This is a genomic window from Pseudomonas serbica (assembly GCF_028823535.1).
In the GTDB taxonomy this organism is placed as follows: domain Bacteria; phylum Pseudomonadota; class Gammaproteobacteria; order Pseudomonadales; family Pseudomonadaceae; genus Aquipseudomonas; species Aquipseudomonas serbica.
In genome coordinates, this window is record NZ_JAQIYM010000012.1 from 52,106 (window position 1) to 68,969 (window position 16,864).

A 16,864-nucleotide genomic window follows, 5' to 3' on the forward strand; every position below is an offset into this window, starting at 1 on the left:
CCGTAGCCGTCGTTGCCCGAAGGGTTTATGCCTTCCTGATGATGTCTCGCAACTCGCGCTGCCGATGCACTTGATGACTTGCTTTACCTGCAAGGCATCGGTGCGATTCTTACGCGGAGACGAGCATGAACCTTTGTAAAGAACTGCCCAACTGCCGTTACAGCGCCTGCGCCATTTCCATCTGGCTCTGCATGGGCTGGTCACTGCCCAGCCACGCCGCCTGTACCCTCACGCCCTCCCCCGGCAACGACAACTTCGTGTGTGACAGCGGCAATAGCGGGCCGCTGACTGACCTGGCGGGTAACAACACCCTGACCTTTCCCACCAATGGCACTGGCACCATCACAGGCAATGTGACGTTCGGCGGCGGAAACGACGCCCTGGGCATGAACTCCGGCATCATCTCCGGAAGCGTCAATCAGGGGGACGGGGCCGACACGTTCAGCATCAGTGCCGGCCAGGTCGCCGGCGCTGTTAACCAGGGCAATGGCGTCGATACCTTCGTGATGAGCGGCGGGACCATCCAGTCGCTTGCCCAGGGCGACAGTCGTGACTTTTTCGAGATGAGCGCGGGCACGATCACCGGCGCCTTCGAGGACGGTGACACCGCCAGGATGACCGGTGGCAGCATCGGCCGGGTCGACATGAAGCTCGACAACAATCTGTTCGATCTGTCTGGAGGGCAGATTCTTGGCAATCTGGTCACCGGGTTTGGCACCGACACCATCATCGTTTCCGGTGGCAGGATCGGCGGCAACATCAGTGTCAGCGGCGGCAACGACAGCATCACGGTGACCGGAGGCGAAATCGTCGGCGAGATTCGTGCCAGCGTGGGCAACGACACCCTGACCTGGGATGGCGGCGGGATCATCCGCTCGGCGATCCTGATGGAAGACGGCAATGACCGGGCAACCCTGCGCAATCTCAATGACAACATCCTGGCCCAGACGCCGCTCCTCAACGGTGGCAACGGCAGTGATCTGCTGACCTTCGATAACACCACCACCCACGGAGCCGCTCGTTACGCCAACTGGGAAACCGTCAACCTCGGCAATGGCTCGCGATTGGACTTGGATGGCAACTTTGTCCTCGGTGACAGTTCCACTGGCAGCGGCGTGTTCAACATCGACGGCAGCAGTGTCGTGACTTCGACCCAAGGCAGCCTTACCCCATTCACCGCAGGCCAGCGTGCGACGCTGAACAACGCCGGGGTCATCGACCTGAGCAGCGGCAATACCCGCACCAGCGACACCCTGACGGTGCAGGGCAACTATGCCGGCAGCGGTGGCCAGCTCCGGGTACAAAGTACGCTCGGCGATGACAGCTCCCCCAGTGACAGACTGGTGGTCAATGACGGCACCTTGACCGGCACCACCTCGATTACCGTCAACAATCTGGGGGGCACGGGCGCGGCAACCCTGCAAAACGGCATTCAGGTTGTCCAGGCCCAGGGCACGGCCATCAGCGACAGTGGCGCCTTCACGCTCAAGGCGCCGTTATCGGCCGGGGCTTTCGATTACCACCTGTTCAAGGGTGGCGTCACTGTCGGCAGCGAAAACAGCTGGTACCTGCGTTCGTCCGTCGTTGCGCCTCCGTTGGTGGCCACAGCGGTACCCGATCCGGAGCCTGTTCCAAATCCCAATCCCGACCCAGCATTGCCGCCCGTGTTGGTGCCGTTGGTACCACTACCGGTGGCAGCTGTCGGCACCCCGCCTTTGCCGGCGCCCGTTGCTGGCGCCGCACCCATTCCCCTGTACCGCCAGGAAGTCCCGGTCTGGTCGGTGTTGCCACCGGCGGCAGCGCAATTGGCCCTGACGGCGCTGGGCACCTTCCATGATCGCCAGGGTGATCAACGCCTGCTGAACGAAACCGGGGCCTTTGGCGCGGGCTGGGGTCGGGTCTACGGGAAAAACTTCGACCAGACCTGGGCCGGCACCGTCACGCCACGGCTCGACGGTTCGTTGAATGGATTTCAGGTCGGCAACGATCTGTTCGCCTCGCAAACGTCCGCCGGGCAAACCCAGCGCACCGGCTTTTTCGTGGGGCATAGCCGCTTGAAGGGTGATGTCGACGGATTCAACCAGGGTTTCCAGGACATGCGCGCCGGCAAGGTCGAGCTGCAAGGTGAGAACCTCGGGCTCTACTGGACCCTGACCGATCCCAAGGGCTGGTATGTCGATACCGTGGCCATGTACACCTGGCTGAACGGCGACAGCCACTCCGACCGAGGCCTGGAAATCGACAACGACGGCCACGCCATGACCCTCTCGGTGGAGGCCGGCTACCCCGTTGCAGTGGCGGACAACTGGGTGGTCGAACCCCAAGTGCAAGTCATCAATCAACAGGTTGACCTGAAGAGCCAGGATGATGGTATTTCCAGGGTGTCGTTCGATGCCGACCCGGCCTGGACCGGCCGCCTCGGCGCCCGCCTCAAGGGGCGCTATGACGTCGCCGGGCTGCCCCTGGAACCCTATCTGCGCGTCAACCTGTGGCACACATTGTCGGGAACCGACACGGTGACATTCGACGACAGCACCGAGATCAAGACCGAACAACGCACGTCTTCGGCCGATCTCGGCATCGGTGCCGTCCTCACACTGGCACCTGCTGTCAGCCTGTATGCCAATGCCGATTACAGCAGCAATATCGACAGCAACCCGTTGCGTGCAATGAGCGCAAACCTGGGAATAAGGTTGAGTTGGTAGTCTGAGTAAAGGCTCTATCTCGCGAGTTTTTTGACGTTCCTTCCAATAAACAAGAGCTTATGGATGCGTCGTAAATCAGTCACTTATATGATCTAAAATACAGCTACCATTTATCGGCCACTTTCTTGACGCAATGCCTGAGGTCCTCTTGACTTCACGTTACTACCCCGGAATCACCATCAGGACCAACCGCCGCCGCCCGTGAAAACGGGCAGGAGGCCCGGCTTGTCCTAATTCCTTCGGTCGCCCCTCACTCGGGGTAGGAGAGACGCCAAAGCGAGATACCGCATGCGATTGCAAGGTAGACCTCCATGAAAACCTCATTCACCTCACAAGAGATCCGGATTAGTTTTTGCACTGTCTCCAGTACGCTCCTGCTGTGTTCATCCATGGAAGTGCAGGCCTCCCCCGCCGACGAAGAAACGACACCCTGGTACCGCCAGGATATTCCCGCCCTCACCTTGCCCGCACCCGCCAGCCACTATCCGGGCCATTTCCGCCCGATTGCCGATACCCGAAGTTCCAGCCTGACCGTCGAGGACGCCGCGCCCGGGGCCTGGGATCAACTCTATGGCCACGCCTCGCGCCAGGCACAGACCGACGCCCTGGCCCAGGGTTTTTCCATCCCTGGCTCCGGCGAACACAAAAGCCCGGCGCTGGTGACCCTGCAAAGCAATAGCGGTCATACCCAACGGGTCGGCCTGATTGGCGGCACCGCCGAGTTCCATGGCAACGGCAACGGCTTGATGACCAACCGCGCACAGTCGGACCCGCGCAACGACACTCTCAACCTGCAAGGGCAGAGCCTCGGCGCCTACTGGAGCCTGACTGGCCCACAGGGTTGGCACGTCGATTTGTCCGCCAGCGGTGGTCGGGTCAATGGCTACAGTCGCAATGAACAAGGCGCCCGACAAATCACCGAAGGCAGCGCGGTGACGCTTTCGGTAGAAGGCGGTTTTCCGATTGGCATCAGCGAAAACTGGGTGGTAGAACCCCAGGCGCAATTGATCAATCAGCGGATCACCCTGGACACGCCTTATGCCGGTTCGAGCAATGCCTCCTCCAGTGACCTCACCTCGTGGAGCGGCAGGGTCGGTGCCAAGTTGAAAGGCAGCTACGACATCAACGGCCTTCCCGTCGAACCCTATGTGCGAACCAACTTGTGGCACACGGTGTACACCGGCAATACCGTGACCCTCGACCAGGTCGACAAGATCAGCAGCAGCCGCAACTCCTCGACGGTCGAACTGGGCTTGGGACTGGTCGCCAGAATGACACCCACCGTGAGCCTGTACGTCAGTGCAGACTACAGCAGTGATGTGGATGACAATGATTTGAACGGGCTGATTGGCAGCCTCGGGGTACGGATGCGTTGGTGAGCGGAACTGCCAGGACCTGACAGTTCCCCACGCAGGCTCTTCGCGGGCCAGTCGGATTGCCCGCGAAGACGGCGCCTGATCAGCCTTGCGGGCGCAACATCAACACCGCCAACGGCGGCAAATTCAACACCAGCGACAACGCCTGCCCATGGCTCGGCGTTTCCTCGGCCGTTGCCCCGCCACTGTTGCCATAGTTGGATCCGGCATAGATCGACGAATCGCTGTTGAACACCTCGCTCCAATGCCCGGCAAACGGTACGCCAACGCGATAAGCCTCGCGCGGCACCGGCGTGAAGTTGGCCACCACCAGTATCGGCTGACCGTCCTTGCTCCAGCGCATCCAGGCATAGACGCTGTTGATCGCGTCATCGCCAATCAGCCACTGGAAGCCCTGCGGCACGTCGTCCTGCTCGTGCAGCGCCGGCTCTTCGCGATACAACCGGTTGAGGTCACTCACCAGCTTCTGTACGCCTTTGTGTTCGGAGTACTGCAACAGGTACCAATCAAGCTGCTGGTCGTGGTTCCACTCGCGCCATTGGCCGAATTCGCAGCCCATGAACAACAGTTTCTTGCCCGGGTGGGTCCACATGAAGCTCAGGTAGGCCCGCAGGTTGGCGAATTTCTGCCAGCGGTCGCCGGGCATCTTGTCGATCAGCGAGTGCTTGCCGTGCACCACTTCATCGTGGGAAATCGGCAGAATGAACCGCTCCGACCAGGCGTACACCAGGCCGAAGCTCAGTTCGTTGTGATGATGAGCGCGGTACACCGGGTCTTGCTGAATGTAATGCAGCGAATCGTGCATCCAGCCCATGTTCCATTTATAGGCAAAGCCCAGGCCGCCCTGTTGCGTGCTCTGGCTGACCCCCGGCCAGGCCGTGGACTCTTCGGCAATCACCAGCGCCCCCGGTGCTTCCAGCGCGACGACGTCGTTGAGGTGACGCAGGAAGTCGATGGCCTCGAGGTTCTCCCGGCCGCCATGGCGGTTGGGTACCCACTCGCCGGCCTTGCGCGAGTAATCTCGGTACAACATCGACGCCACTGCATCGACCCGCAAGCCGTCAACGTGGAAATGCTTGAGCCAGTGCAACGCCGACGCCAGCATGTAGCCGTGCACTTCGGTGCGGCCCAGGTTGTAGATCAGGGTGTCCCAGTCCTGGTGAAAGCCTTCCTGTGGGTTTCCATACTCGTACAGCGCGGTGCCATCGAACTGGGCCAGGCCGTGGGTGTCGGTAGGGAAATGCGCCGGCACCCAGTCGAGGATCACGCCGATGCCCGCCAGGTGGCAGGCATTGACGAAGGCAGCGAACTCATCGCCCGTCCCGTACCGGGCGCTGGTGGCGAACTGCGAAAGCAGCTGATACCCCCAGGAGCCGCCGAACGGGTGTTCCATGATCGGCATCAGTTCGATGTGGGTGAACCCCAGGTCCTTCACATACGGAATCAGCCGCTCGCCCAGCTCCGGCCAAGTGTACTGGCGGGATACTTCGCCCAGGTCGTCCAGCTCGCATTGCCAGGAACCGGCGTGCAGTTCGTAGATCGACAACGGTGCCGTCGGGCGCTGGCGCTCCCCGCGGGTCTGCATCCAGTCCTGATCCTGCCAGTCGATCCGTAGCGGCGGTGCGACCTTCGAAGCGGTGTCCGGCGGCAGGCTGGTGGCCAGCGCCATGGGGTCGGCCTTGAGTGGCAGGATCCCGTCCTTGCCGAGGATTTCGTACTTATAAGCCTCCCCCGCCTGCAGGCGTGGAATGAACAGTTCCCAGACACCGGTAGGGTGGCGCAGGCGCATAGGATGGCGACGGCCGTCCCAGACGTTGAAATCCCCCACCACTGACACCCTCCGGGCGTTCGGTGCCCACACGGCGAAACGCACGCCATCGACCCCGTCCACGGTCTTCAATTGCGCGCCCAGGGCGCTGCTCAGGTCGCGGTGATTGCCCTCGGCGAACAGGTACAAATCCATCTCGCCCAGCAACGGTCCAAAACTATAGGGGTCTTCGGAAATCTGCTCGCCCCCGGCCCAGCGGGTTCGCAACAAGTACGGCTGAGCCCGCGGGAAATGCCCGACGAACAGCCCGGGGGTCTGGGTCGCTTCAAGATTGCCCAACTCGTCGCCGGATGCCTTGTCCACCACCTGCACGCTCAAGGCGCCCGGCAGATAAGCCCGGATGAATTGTCCGCCGGCACCATCGCCGTGGGGGCCGAGAATGGCAAAGGGATCGCGATGCTCGGCACGCACCAGCGCATCGATATCCCGCGCCTTGGGTAGCAGCGCTTCACTGTGATGTTGACCCGTTTCCTTGTTCGAGAAACTCATGACTACTCTCCACCAAGATCGGAAAAGGGTTTAAGCCCACTCATTAATCCATATAAACCGTGCAACGGCACGGGCAGCCAAGCGGGGCGATTTTCCGCCTCGTAGGCCACTTCATAAGCTGCCTTCTCCAGACCGAACAATGCCAACGCGGCATCTTCGCCTTCAGGATCTTGCCACGCATGGCCTAGCGTAGCTGCCGCCAGCCGATAAGCGTGGATAAATGCCTGTCTTGCCTCACTTAAATACCGATCGCCGACCCGCTGGCGAGCCGCCTGGGCCTGGTCGGTGTTATCAACGTTGTGCACGTTGATGGTCATGGCCGCCGCGTAATCGAAGGAACGCAGCACGCCGCTGACATCCTTGTACGGGCTATGTTTGCCCCGTCGTTCCGGCAGCGGTCGCGCCGGCTCGCCTTCGAAGTCGATCAGGTAGGCATCGCCCTTGATCACCAGCACCTGCCCCAGGTGCAAGTCGCCATGCACGCGGATCCGCAGGCCACCGGCGGTTTTCTTGGCCAGCTCCTGGACATGGCTGAGGATGACCTTTTTATTGTCCAGTAAACGGCTGACCAGGGTTTTGTCCGCCGGGTTCAGTTCATTTTGATGTTGCTTGAGCAGCTTCAACGCATGCTCGATTTGTGCCACAACATCCTTGCCCGTCGCCAGCGCATCCTTTTGGGTGGTGGTGTACGGGGCAAAGTCAGGGTTGTCGCTCGGCGCCGCCAGTACCTGATGCATTTCACCCAGGCGCTGGCCGAGCATGGCGGCGAAATCCTTCAATTCACCGAGGGCGTTGTAGTGTTGCTCCTGTTCGGACATGGCATCGGCGAGCTCGTCGCGCAACGCCCGCTCCAGGTTGTTCTGGGTCCACTCCCAGGCATCGCCCTGGTTGCTCAGGTAACCCTGGGCAATCATCAGCAGGTTGTCTTCGCCCGCCGCATCCCGACGCACCACCGACCCCAGCAACGGCGAGATATTGGCGAAGCCGGCCGCGGTCAGGTACGCGCTCATTTCCAGTTCCGGGTGCACACCCGACGCGACCTTGCGGATCAGCTTCAGTACCAGGCTATTGCCGACCACCACTGAACTGTTGGATTGCTCGGCGGACAGGTAACGCACATCCGACTCCGCCGTCAGGCCCAGTTTGGCCAGTTCGGCGGTGGGTTCGAAACGGATTTCGCCGCCGTCCGACGGCAACACCCTGTTGTCGTGCATGCCTTGCAGCACCGTGCGGACAAAGTTTTCCAGACTGAAGGCATCGGTGATCAAGCCAACCTGCGGACCACGGCGCACCCGCGACAGGGCCAGCTGCTGGGGCAACGCGGTGCCGACCTGGTCCTCGGCAATGAAGCCGAACGGCAGCTGATAGCGGCTGGTCACGCCTGCGCTGGTGACTTCGATTTCACTCAACAATACCGGATGCTGGGCATCGCCAAAACGCACGCCGTAGGCCAGGTGAACCTGTTCGATGGCCGCATCCTTGCCGGCGAACCAGCGGCGGTTCTGCAGCCAGTTTGGCAGGATGCCCTGCTCCAGCGTCGCGCGCGATGGGGCCTCGAGCAGTTCTTCCATGCGTTTTTTCAGCACCAGCGTGGTGAAGTCCGGCAGGCTCTGCGCCGGCTCCACGTGCCAGCTCGGCATCTGGTTTTCCGCGGCGAGGCCGAACCAGTAGAAACCGTAGGGCGCCAGGGTCAGGAGGAAACTCAATTGGCCGATCGGTGGAAAGGCGTTACCGCCGAGCATCTCCACCGGCACCATGCCGACGTATGCGGACAGGTCCAGTTCCACCGCTTGGGCGCTGCGCGAAACGTTGGCCACACACAGGATGATTTCGTGCTTGCCGTCAGGGCCGGTGTATTCGCGGGTATAGGCCAGCACCCGGCGGTTGGCCGGTGAAAGCATTTTCAAGGTGCCCCGACCGAAGGCCTTGGACTGCTTGCGCACCGTGAGCATGCGCCGGGTCCAGTTCAACAGCGAATGCGGATCGCCGGCCTGGGTCTCGACATTGACCGACAGGTAGCCGTATTGCGGGTCCATGATCGGTGGCAGTACCAGGCTGGCGGGATCAGCCCGGGAGAACCCGCCATTGCGGTCGATCGACCACTGCATCGGCGTGCGCACGCCGTCGCGATCGCCGAGGTAGATGTTGTCGCCCATGCCGATTTCATCACCGTAGTACAAGGTCGGCGTGCCAGGCATCGATAGCAATAGACTGTTGAGCAGCTCCACGCGCCGGCGATCACGCTCCATCAGCGGCGCCAGGCGCCGGCGAATACCCAGGTTGATCCGCGCCCGACGGTCGGCTGCGTAGTAATTCCACAGGTAGTCACGCTCCTTGTCGGTAACCATCTCCAGGGTGAGCTCATCGTGGTTGCGCAGGAAGATTGCCCACTGGCAATTGGCCGGAATCTCCGGGGTCTGGCGCAAGATGTCGGTGATCGGAAAGCGATCTTCCTGGGCCAGTGCCATGTACATGCGCGGCATCAGCGGGAAGTGAAACGCCATGTGGCATTCGTCACCGTTCAGGCCGGACTTATCGGTGTCGCCAAAATACAGTTGAGTGTCTTCCGGCCATTGGTTTGCCTCGGCCAGGAGCATGCGGTCCGGGTAATGGGCGTCGATTTCGGCGCGGATCTGCTTAAGTACGTCGTGGGTTTCAGGCAGGTTCTCGTTGTTGGTGCCGTCGCGCTCGATCAGGTACGGGATGGCGTCGAGGCGCAAGCCGTCGATGCCCATGTCGAGCCAGTAGCGCATCACCGACAGCACGGCTTTCATGACCTGCGGGTTGTCGAAATTCAGGTCTGGCTGGTGGGAGTAGAAGCGGTGCCAGAAGTATTGGCCGGCCACCGGGTCCCAGGTCCAGTTGGATTTTTCGGTGTCGAGAAAGATGATGCGGGTGCCGTCATATTTTTGGTCGTCATCGGACCACACGTAGAAGTCTCGGGCTGCGGAGCCTTTTTTCGCCTTGCGTGCGCGCTGGAACCACGAGTGCTGGTCCGAGGTATGGTTGATGACCAGTTCGGTAATCACCCGCAAACCGCGCTTGTGCGCCTCGGCAATAAAGCGTTTTGCGTCGGCCATGGTGCCGTAGTCGCTATGGACGCCCCGGTACTCGGCGATGTCATAGCCGTCGTCGCGGCGTGGCGAGGGATAGAACGGCAGCAACCAGATGGTATTGACGCCCAGGTCGGCAATGTAGTCGAGTTTGGCGATCAGACCGGGAAAATCACCGATTCCGTCGTTATTTGAATCGAAATAGGATTTGACGTGGACTTGATAGATGACCGCGTCCTTGTACCAGAGCGGATCCTTGATGAACGTGGCTGCCTTGGGTTTCTTCGCCATTTGAAACTCCTGTTGAATTCGAAAGAGCACCCTTCTCACCGAAATCGTTCCCACGCTCTGCGTGGGAATGCATCCCGTGACGCTCTGCGTCACAGCGGTGGACGCAGAGCGTCCAGGGGCGACATCCCCACGCAGAGCGTGGGAACGATCATGGACTAAACAGTAATTCTCCAGATACCGAACGGCTGATACGCCGGGTCCAGGCGCATGAACTGGTACTTGCCGTGCCAGGTCCAGCGATGGCCATTCATCAAGTCTTCGCCTTGAGTGCTGGCGTCATCGGGCAAGCCCATTTCCCACAGTGGCAGCTCGAAATTCGCTTCTTGCGGGTTATGGGGGTCCAGGTTCACCGCGACCAGAATGAAATTACTGCCGTCGGCGCTGCGCTTGCCGAAGTAAAGGATGTTGTCGTTCCAGGCGTTGTAGACCTTAAGGCCCAGATGCGTATGCAGTGCCGGGTTTTGTCGGCGGATGCGGTTGAGTTGGGCGATTTCGGCAATGATGTTGCCGGGCGCGTTGAAGTCCCTGGGGCGGATCTCGTACTTCTCCGAGTCGAGATATTCCTCCTTGCCCGGCACCGGCGCCGACTCGCACAGCTCGAACCCCGAATACATGCCCCACAGCCCCGAGCCCATGGTCGCCAGCGCCGCACGAATGAGAAAACCGGGGCGCCCCGATTCGTGCAGGAACGCCGGGTTGATGTCCGGTGTATTGACGAAGAAATTCGGCCGGTAGCATTCGCGCCACGGCGATTCGTTGAGTTCGGTGAAATAGGTCGCCAACTCCGCCTTGGTGTTGCGCCAGGTGAAATAGGTGTAGCTCTGGGAATAACCGACCTTGCCCAGTCGCGCCATCATTGCCGGGGTAGTAAAAGCTTCGGCCAGGAAAATCACCTCCGGGTATAGCGCACGAACGTCGGCGATCAGCCATTGCCAGAACGGCAGCGGTTTGGTGTGCGGGTTGTCGACGCGAAATATCTTCACGCCCTCCTGCACCCAGCCTACGACGATGTCACGCAGTTCGATCCACAGGCTTGGGATTGCCTCGACGGCATAGAAGTCGACGTTGACGATGTCCTGGTATTTTTTCGGTGGGTTTTCGGCGTATTTGATCGTGCCATCGGGCCGCCAGTTGAACCAGCCAGGGTGCTGCTTGAGCCATGGATGGTCCTGGGAGCACTGGATGGCGAAATCGAGGGCGATCTCCAATCCATGGTCCGCAGCCGCCGCCACCAGTCGACGAAAATCTTCGCGACTACCCAGCTGCGAATGAATCGCCTCATGCCCGCCCTCTTCACTGCCGATCGCATAGGGGCTGCCCGGATCGTCAGGTCCGGCGGTCAACGAGTTGTTGGGGCCCTTGCGATAACTGCGACCGATCGGGTGGATTGGCGGGAAATACAGCACGTCGAAGCCCATGTCCTGGATCATCGGCAGCCGTGAATGCACATCGTTGAAAGTGCCATGGCGCTTGGGATCGTCGGTAATCGAGCGCGGGAACAGTTCGTACCAACTGGCAAACTGCGCAAGCTGTCGCTCGACGTCGACCGGGTATTCCGGGCTGAGGCTCAGGTAGGCACGATGATCGGCCTGAGCCATCAACTCGGCGCTACGCTGGTGCAGGAACAGTGCCACCTGCTCGGTTTCGAGCAGGCCCGACAACTCATGGTGCAAGGCTGCCAACGCCTCGCTGAGCGGCCCTTCGGCGCGTTCGGCGGCTTGCTGCACATGCAGGCGGCCTTCCTGCAACTCCAGACTGACGGGCACGCCAGCGGTGTGCTTTTTTTCCAGTTCGTAGCGAAAACTGGCGAATTGATCGATCCAGGCTTCGATGCAGAACACATACCGGCCCTGACTCTCTACCCGAAATCGGCCTTGCCAACCGTTATTGCCCAGCTCGGCCATGACCTCGCTTTGCCAGATCTCGTCGCCCTCGGCCCGCCAGCGTACCCGCACGGCCAGCTTGTCGTGACCGTCGGCGAACACCTTGCTGGTCACCACCACGTCCTCGCCGACCACGGCCTTGACCGCAAACTGCCCGCCCTCCAGGGTTGGCAGGGTATTTTCGATCACGATTCGCGGCAGCAACAACGCCTGTGAAAGCGGCATGTGCGGGTTGTAGCTCAGTTCAGTCGGTTTTTCAGCAGTCATCGAGCATCACTCCTTTACGCCCCATGGACGCTCTTGTGTCTGGTTGCCATCCCGCCGAGTAATTCACCCTGGAATGAACTCACTTAGGTTCCGAACGCCGGCCGCCGGGAAAAGTTCAGCGGGATCTACCGGGAATCAAATCCTGCACACAGTGGTCAACCAACTTAAGCACGACTCACGCCATGTGCCACTGGAGACATCAACGATGAACAATCCATTCCCGGCAGAAACCCCTGATCCGAACATCGATAACCCGGTGATTCCACCCTCTGATCCGCAACCTGTGCCCGAGCAGGAACCACCCGGCAGCAACCCGCCACCCAGGGAAGAACCACCGACGACCATGCCACCGGTGATTGTGACCCCTGAATGAAGACAGTTGATCGCTCCCCTGGCGCACCGGGGGATCGATTGCAGGACTAAGCCGAAGGACGTTGCCTACGGGGTGCGTAGTACCGGTCCTGAAGTGAATTTTATCTGCCGGTAAGGCGGTTATATTGCGCTTATCGAGCGACATACTGACGACGCCACCCACCTTGAGTACGGCCAGCCATGAGCATGATCTTTTTTAACGTCGGCAGATTCACAGAACGAGCAAGCGCAGAGGAAAACGCGCTTATCCGTGAACCCTTGATCGATGGCTGGCCTCACATTGAAAATCTTCAACTACGAATTTCTCTGCTTCCATACCGAGCGCAATCTACGAGAGGACGCTAGAAGCTCGATACTCAAGGAGTTGGACGATCATCTGCTTCTTGGTGAGTTCGACTATAGCCAGCATGAGCTATCGAATGAGCAGCGCTGCGCGGAGTACCCGGCGGCCGCCTTCGCTGGCAAGCCAGCTCCTACAGGTTCGTCGGTGGACGTTAATTGATGGACACTGCGCCAATCTGTAGGAGCCGGCTTGCTGGCGATAGGGGCTTGAGCTCCTACAGAGGGTCTTTGTCTTTATCGATCAGCTTCACGATCCTCGGCATCACGCCAAGAATCAACAATGCCAACAACGTACTGAGCACCGCCGTCGCCTCCCGCCCCAACCCGGCGGACACGCCAATGGCGGCGGTCATCCACAGGCCGGCGGCAGTGGTCAGGCCCTTGACATGGCCTTCGTCGCCTTCCTGGTTTTTCAAAATGGTGCCGGCGCCGAGGAAGCCGATCCCGGCGATCACCCCTTGCACCACCCGGCTCATGGCGTCGGCCTGGGAGCCGGACATTTGCGGTACCAGCACGAACAACGCCGCACCCAGCGCCACCAGCATATGGGTGCGCACTCCCGCGGCCTTGCCCTTGTGTTCGCGCTCGAAACCGAGAATACCGCCCAGCACCGCGGCCATCAGCAGGCGCACGGTGATGCGGGTCAATTGCGCGGCATCGCCGATGTCGGCGAACTCGGCTTGCAGGGTCACCCAGACTTCATGCCACCAGGCGTTCATCGCACTTTCCTTGATAACAGCAATGGTCATGGAGCATGGACCGCAGCAACCATTAATCAGTTGCACAGAACGATGCTCGGCGCAGGTAGCCTAATGATGCATCAGTCGTAAAAACAAGGATCACGTCATGACCGTACGCATCGAAAACGAGACCTGCTTCTTTACCACCGAAAACGGCGAGGAAATTCGCCTGTGCCCCGATGTGACCATTGTTACCGACGGGGCCAAAGCCATGTCGGCGGTTGACCTTAACGGCCAGCGGATCTACATCACCGAAGCAGAAGCCGACGCTTTGACCGTTGCAGGTGCGGTGGACGGTCGCCGGCATTTGAAGGCCACCGACAGTGATTCGGTGATTTGACTGACGCAGATCAACCTAAACCGCAAGTGCCTGACATAAACGTCTGCGACCAGCTGCGACAGGTGCTTCAACTTGTCGCAGAAGGACTGTACGCGCGCATCTGATCCGGTTTTTAATGCAATACCTGAGTCTGTTATGAAAACAGATCGCCGCTCATAGTGCTCATGCCTGATGGAGGCTGATGAGCGAAAGACCATGAGCGATAGAATCCCCGTCCGAACCCTTGAGAGTGCCGCCCCAGTCAAGACTTTTGAGCCTTCGCGTACAAAGATGAAGGCCAAGTCCAGCGACAACCTGATCCATACCCGCAGCTTCACCGGTCTGTTCCGTAGCCTGCGCATCAGCGGCGCGGGTGTTCTGTTCCTGTTGTTCTTCGGTACCGTGTGGCTGGACTGGGGCGGTCGCCAGGCGGTGCTCTGGGACCTTTCGGAAAGCAAATTCCACATTTTTGGCGCGACGTTCTGGCCGCAGGATTTCATCCTGCTCTCGGCACTGTTGATCATTGCCGCGTTCGGCCTGTTCGCGATCACCGTGTTCGCCGGCCGCGTCTGGTGCGGATACACCTGCCCACAGAGCTCCTGGACCTGGATCTTCATGTGGTGCGAGAAAATCACCGAAGGTGAGCGAAACCAGCGCATCAAGCTGCAAACGGCGCCTTGGGGGCTGAACAAATTGATGCGCCGTTCGGCCAAGCACAGCTTGTGGCTGGCGATCAGCCTGTTGACCGGCCTGACCTTCGTCGGCTATTTCACCCCGATCCGCCCACTGGCCGAAGAGATGCTGACCCTGCACATGGGCGGCGTCAGCCTGTTCTGGGTGCTGTTCTTTACCGGCGCCACCTACATCAATGCCGGCTGGCTGCGCGAAGCGGTGTGCATGCACATGTGCCCATATGCGCGATTCCAGAGCGTGATGTTCGACAAGGACACCCTGACCATTTCCTACGACGTGGCCCGCGGCGAGAACCGTGGCCCGCGCAAGCGCGAGGCCAAGCCGGCCGAGGTCGGCCTGGGTGATTGCATCGATTGCCAGCTGTGCGTGCAGGTGTGCCCGACCGGCATCGACATTCGCGACGGCTTGCAAATGGAGTGCATCGGCTGCGCGGCGTGCATCGACGCCTGTGATTCGATCATGGACAAGATGGGCTACGAACGCGGCCTGATCAGCTATACCTCGGAGCATCAGTTGCAAGGCGGCAAGACTCACCTGTTGCGGCCACGTTTGATCGGTTACACCGCCGTGCTGCTGGTGATGATCGTTGCCCTGGTCGTCGCGCTGATGGAGCGGCCGATGGTGTCGCTGGACGTCAGCAAGGACCGCGGCCTGTTCCGCGAGAACAGTCAGGGGCAGATCGAGAACATCTATAGCCTGAAGGTCATCAACAAAACTCAGCAACGCCAGGACTACCGCCTGGCCCTGGTCGACGGCGACGGCTTCCAGTTGCATGGCAAGACCGAGCTGAGCCTGGCGCCGGGCGAGATCGTCGATGTGCCGGTATCGGTGGCAATGACCACGCAGCGGCCGGGCAGCAGCTCGCAGGGCATCAGCTTCAAGGTCGTCGACAGCGATGAGCCAGGCGTCTTCAGCGAGGCGAAGAGCCGGTTTGTTGCGCCGATGAACCGTTGATCCCTTAGACTGCGGTGCTGCCATTCGCGAGCAGGCTCGCTCCCACAGGTACTGCCTCGTTCTTGTGGGAGCGAGCCTGCTCGCGAAAAACTCACCTCATTTTTTCTGAATGACACCAATCCGGGCTTAGGATGAAACGCTACGAAAAATTCGCCGATGATATCGCTGAACTGATCCGCACCGGTGTCCTCGGGCCGGGCCAGCGCGTGCCGTCGGTGCGCTATGCCAGCCAGACCTACGGGGTCAGCCCATCCACGGTGTTCCAGGCGTATTACCTGCTCGAGCGCCGCGGCCTGATTCGCGCCCGCCCGCGTTCCGGCTACTTCGTCAACGCCCACGCGCCACGGCCGTTTTCCGAGCCGCAGATCAGCAGCCAGGTCACTGAATCCACGGAAGTCGACGTCAGCGAACTGGTGTTTTCGGTCCTCGACTCGATCAAGGACCCGAACACCGTAGCCTTCGGCTCGGCATTCCCCAGCCCGACCCTGTTTCCGCTGCAACGGTTGTCACGCTCGCTGGCCAGCGCCAGCCGCGAGATGGACCCGCGCATGGTGGTCACCGACATGTCGCCGGGCAACCCGCAACTGCGCCGGCAGATCGCCCTGCGCTACATGGTCGGCGGCCTGATGCTGCCGATGGAGGAACTGCTGATCACCAACGGCGCCCTGGAAGCGCTGAACCTGTGCCTGCAAGCGGTGACGCAACCCGGCGACCTGGTGGCCATCGAAGCCCCGGCGTTCTACGCCTGCCTGCAAGTGCTGGAACGTTTGAAACTCAAGGCCGTGGAAATCCCCGTACATCCGCGCGACGGCATCGACCTCAAAGTGCTGGCGCAAACCCTGGAACGGCATCCGATCAAGGCCTGCTGGTGCATGACCAGTTTCCACAACCCCATGGGCGCGACAATGCCCGAAGCGAAAAAACGCGAACTGGTGGAATTGCTGCGCAGCCATCAGGTGCCGCTGATCGAGGACGACGTCTACGCCGAACTCTATTACGGCCAACAGGCGCCCAAACCCGCCAAGGCATTTGATACCGAAGGCCTGGTGATGCATTGCGGCTCGTTCGCCAAGAGCCTGGCACCGGGTTACCGCATCGGCTGGGTCGCTGCCGGGCGTTATGCGCAGAAGATCGAACGGCTCAAACTCATGACCTCGCTCTGTGCTTCGATGCCGGCCCAGGCCGCCATCGCCGATTACCTGCAGCACGGCGGCTATGACCGGCATTTGCGCAGGCTGCGGTACGCCCTGGAGGAACAGCAAAGCGCCATGCTGTCGGCCATTGCCCGCTATTTCCCGGCGCAAACCCGCGTCAGCCAGCCGGCGGGCGGCTACTTCCTCTGGCTGGAACTGCCCGAGCAGATGGATTCATTGAAGTTGTTCCAGATGGCATTGGCACAGGGCATCAGCATTGCGCCGGGGCCGATTTTTTCGCCGACGCAGCGGTTCAGCAACTGCATTCGGTTGAATTATGGGAGCCCTTGGGATGAGGCGGCGGAAAAGGCGATGGAGACGCTGGGGCGGATTGTCAGATCCTTCTAAAAGCAAAGATC

The 16,864-nt window shown here is 60.6% G+C and carries 11 protein-coding genes; 7 read left to right on the forward strand and 4 right to left on the reverse strand.

Annotated features, from left to right (window positions below; genetic code table 11):
• The first annotated feature begins 125 nt into the window (after positions 1-125).
• Positions 126-2,705, forward strand: a complete 2,580-nt coding sequence (locus NQL71_RS20355; RefSeq protein WP_274643165.1) for an autotransporter family protein — start codon at positions 126-128, stop codon at positions 2,703-2,705.
• A 311-nt stretch (positions 2,706-3,016) separates the two neighbouring features.
• Positions 3,017-4,084 carry an autotransporter domain-containing protein gene (locus NQL71_RS20360; RefSeq protein ID WP_046818124.1) on the forward strand — a complete coding sequence of 356 codons (1,068 nt, stop codon included), beginning with the start codon at positions 3,017-3,019 and terminating at the stop codon, positions 4,082-4,084.
• Positions 4,085-4,163: 79 nt separating this feature from the next.
• Here NQL71_RS20360 and glgB read toward each other — a convergent pair whose 3' ends face one another.
• The 3 genes from glgB to NQL71_RS20375 form a co-directional block, all read right to left on the reverse strand.
• The gene (glgB, locus tag NQL71_RS20365; RefSeq protein ID WP_077183748.1) at positions 4,164-6,398 is read right to left on the reverse strand and encodes a 1,4-alpha-glucan branching protein GlgB; all 2,235 of its coding nucleotides are present in this window, start codon (positions 6,396-6,398) and stop codon (positions 4,164-4,166) included.
• 2 nt (positions 6,399-6,400) lie between these two features.
• Positions 6,401-9,742 (reverse strand): maltose alpha-D-glucosyltransferase, encoded by a 3,342-nt coding sequence (treS, locus tag NQL71_RS20370; RefSeq protein WP_274643166.1) that lies wholly within the window; start codon positions 9,740-9,742, stop codon positions 6,401-6,403.
• 155 nt (positions 9,743-9,897) lie between these two features.
• Entirely contained in the window at positions 9,898-11,892 is a 1,995-nt protein-coding gene (locus NQL71_RS20375; RefSeq protein ID WP_248687485.1) for an alpha-1,4-glucan--maltose-1-phosphate maltosyltransferase, read from the reverse strand.
• Positions 11,893-12,097: 205 nt separating this feature from the next.
• Between NQL71_RS20375 and NQL71_RS20380 the strand changes: the two genes are divergently transcribed.
• Positions 12,098-12,265: a hypothetical protein gene (locus NQL71_RS20380; RefSeq protein WP_162837839.1), complete on the forward strand. Its 168-nt coding sequence runs from the start codon at positions 12,098-12,100 to the stop codon at positions 12,263-12,265.
• A 279-nt stretch (positions 12,266-12,544) separates the two neighbouring features.
• Positions 12,545-12,766, forward strand: coding sequence for a hypothetical protein (locus NQL71_RS20385; RefSeq protein ID WP_218586558.1), 222 nt, complete (start codon positions 12,545-12,547; stop codon positions 12,764-12,766).
• Between the two features lie 55 nt (positions 12,767-12,821).
• Here the strand turns inward: NQL71_RS20385 and NQL71_RS20390 are convergent, their stop codons facing one another.
• Positions 12,822-13,325: an MgtC/SapB family protein gene (locus NQL71_RS20390; RefSeq protein ID WP_046818118.1), complete on the reverse strand. Its 504-nt coding sequence runs from the start codon at positions 13,323-13,325 to the stop codon at positions 12,822-12,824.
• 127 nt (positions 13,326-13,452) lie between these two features.
• On the opposite strand from NQL71_RS20390, the gene NQL71_RS20395 reads away from it, so the two are divergent.
• The 3 genes from NQL71_RS20395 (at position 13,453) to mapR (ending at position 16,853) form a co-directional block, all read left to right on the forward strand.
• The gene (locus NQL71_RS20395; RefSeq protein WP_046818117.1) at positions 13,453-13,686 is read left to right on the forward strand and encodes a DUF3203 family protein; all 234 of its coding nucleotides are present in this window, start codon (positions 13,453-13,455) and stop codon (positions 13,684-13,686) included.
• Between the two features lie 195 nt (positions 13,687-13,881).
• On the forward strand, positions 13,882-15,312 hold the full coding sequence (ccoG, locus tag NQL71_RS20400; protein ID WP_274643167.1) for a cytochrome c oxidase accessory protein CcoG: 1,431 nt from the start codon (positions 13,882-13,884) through the stop codon (positions 15,310-15,312).
• 131 nt (positions 15,313-15,443) lie between these two features.
• Positions 15,444-16,853: a GntR family transcriptional regulator MpaR gene (gene mapR / locus NQL71_RS20405; RefSeq protein ID WP_046818115.1), complete on the forward strand. Its 1,410-nt coding sequence runs from the start codon at positions 15,444-15,446 to the stop codon at positions 16,851-16,853.
• Positions 16,854-16,864: the final 11 nt, after the last annotated feature.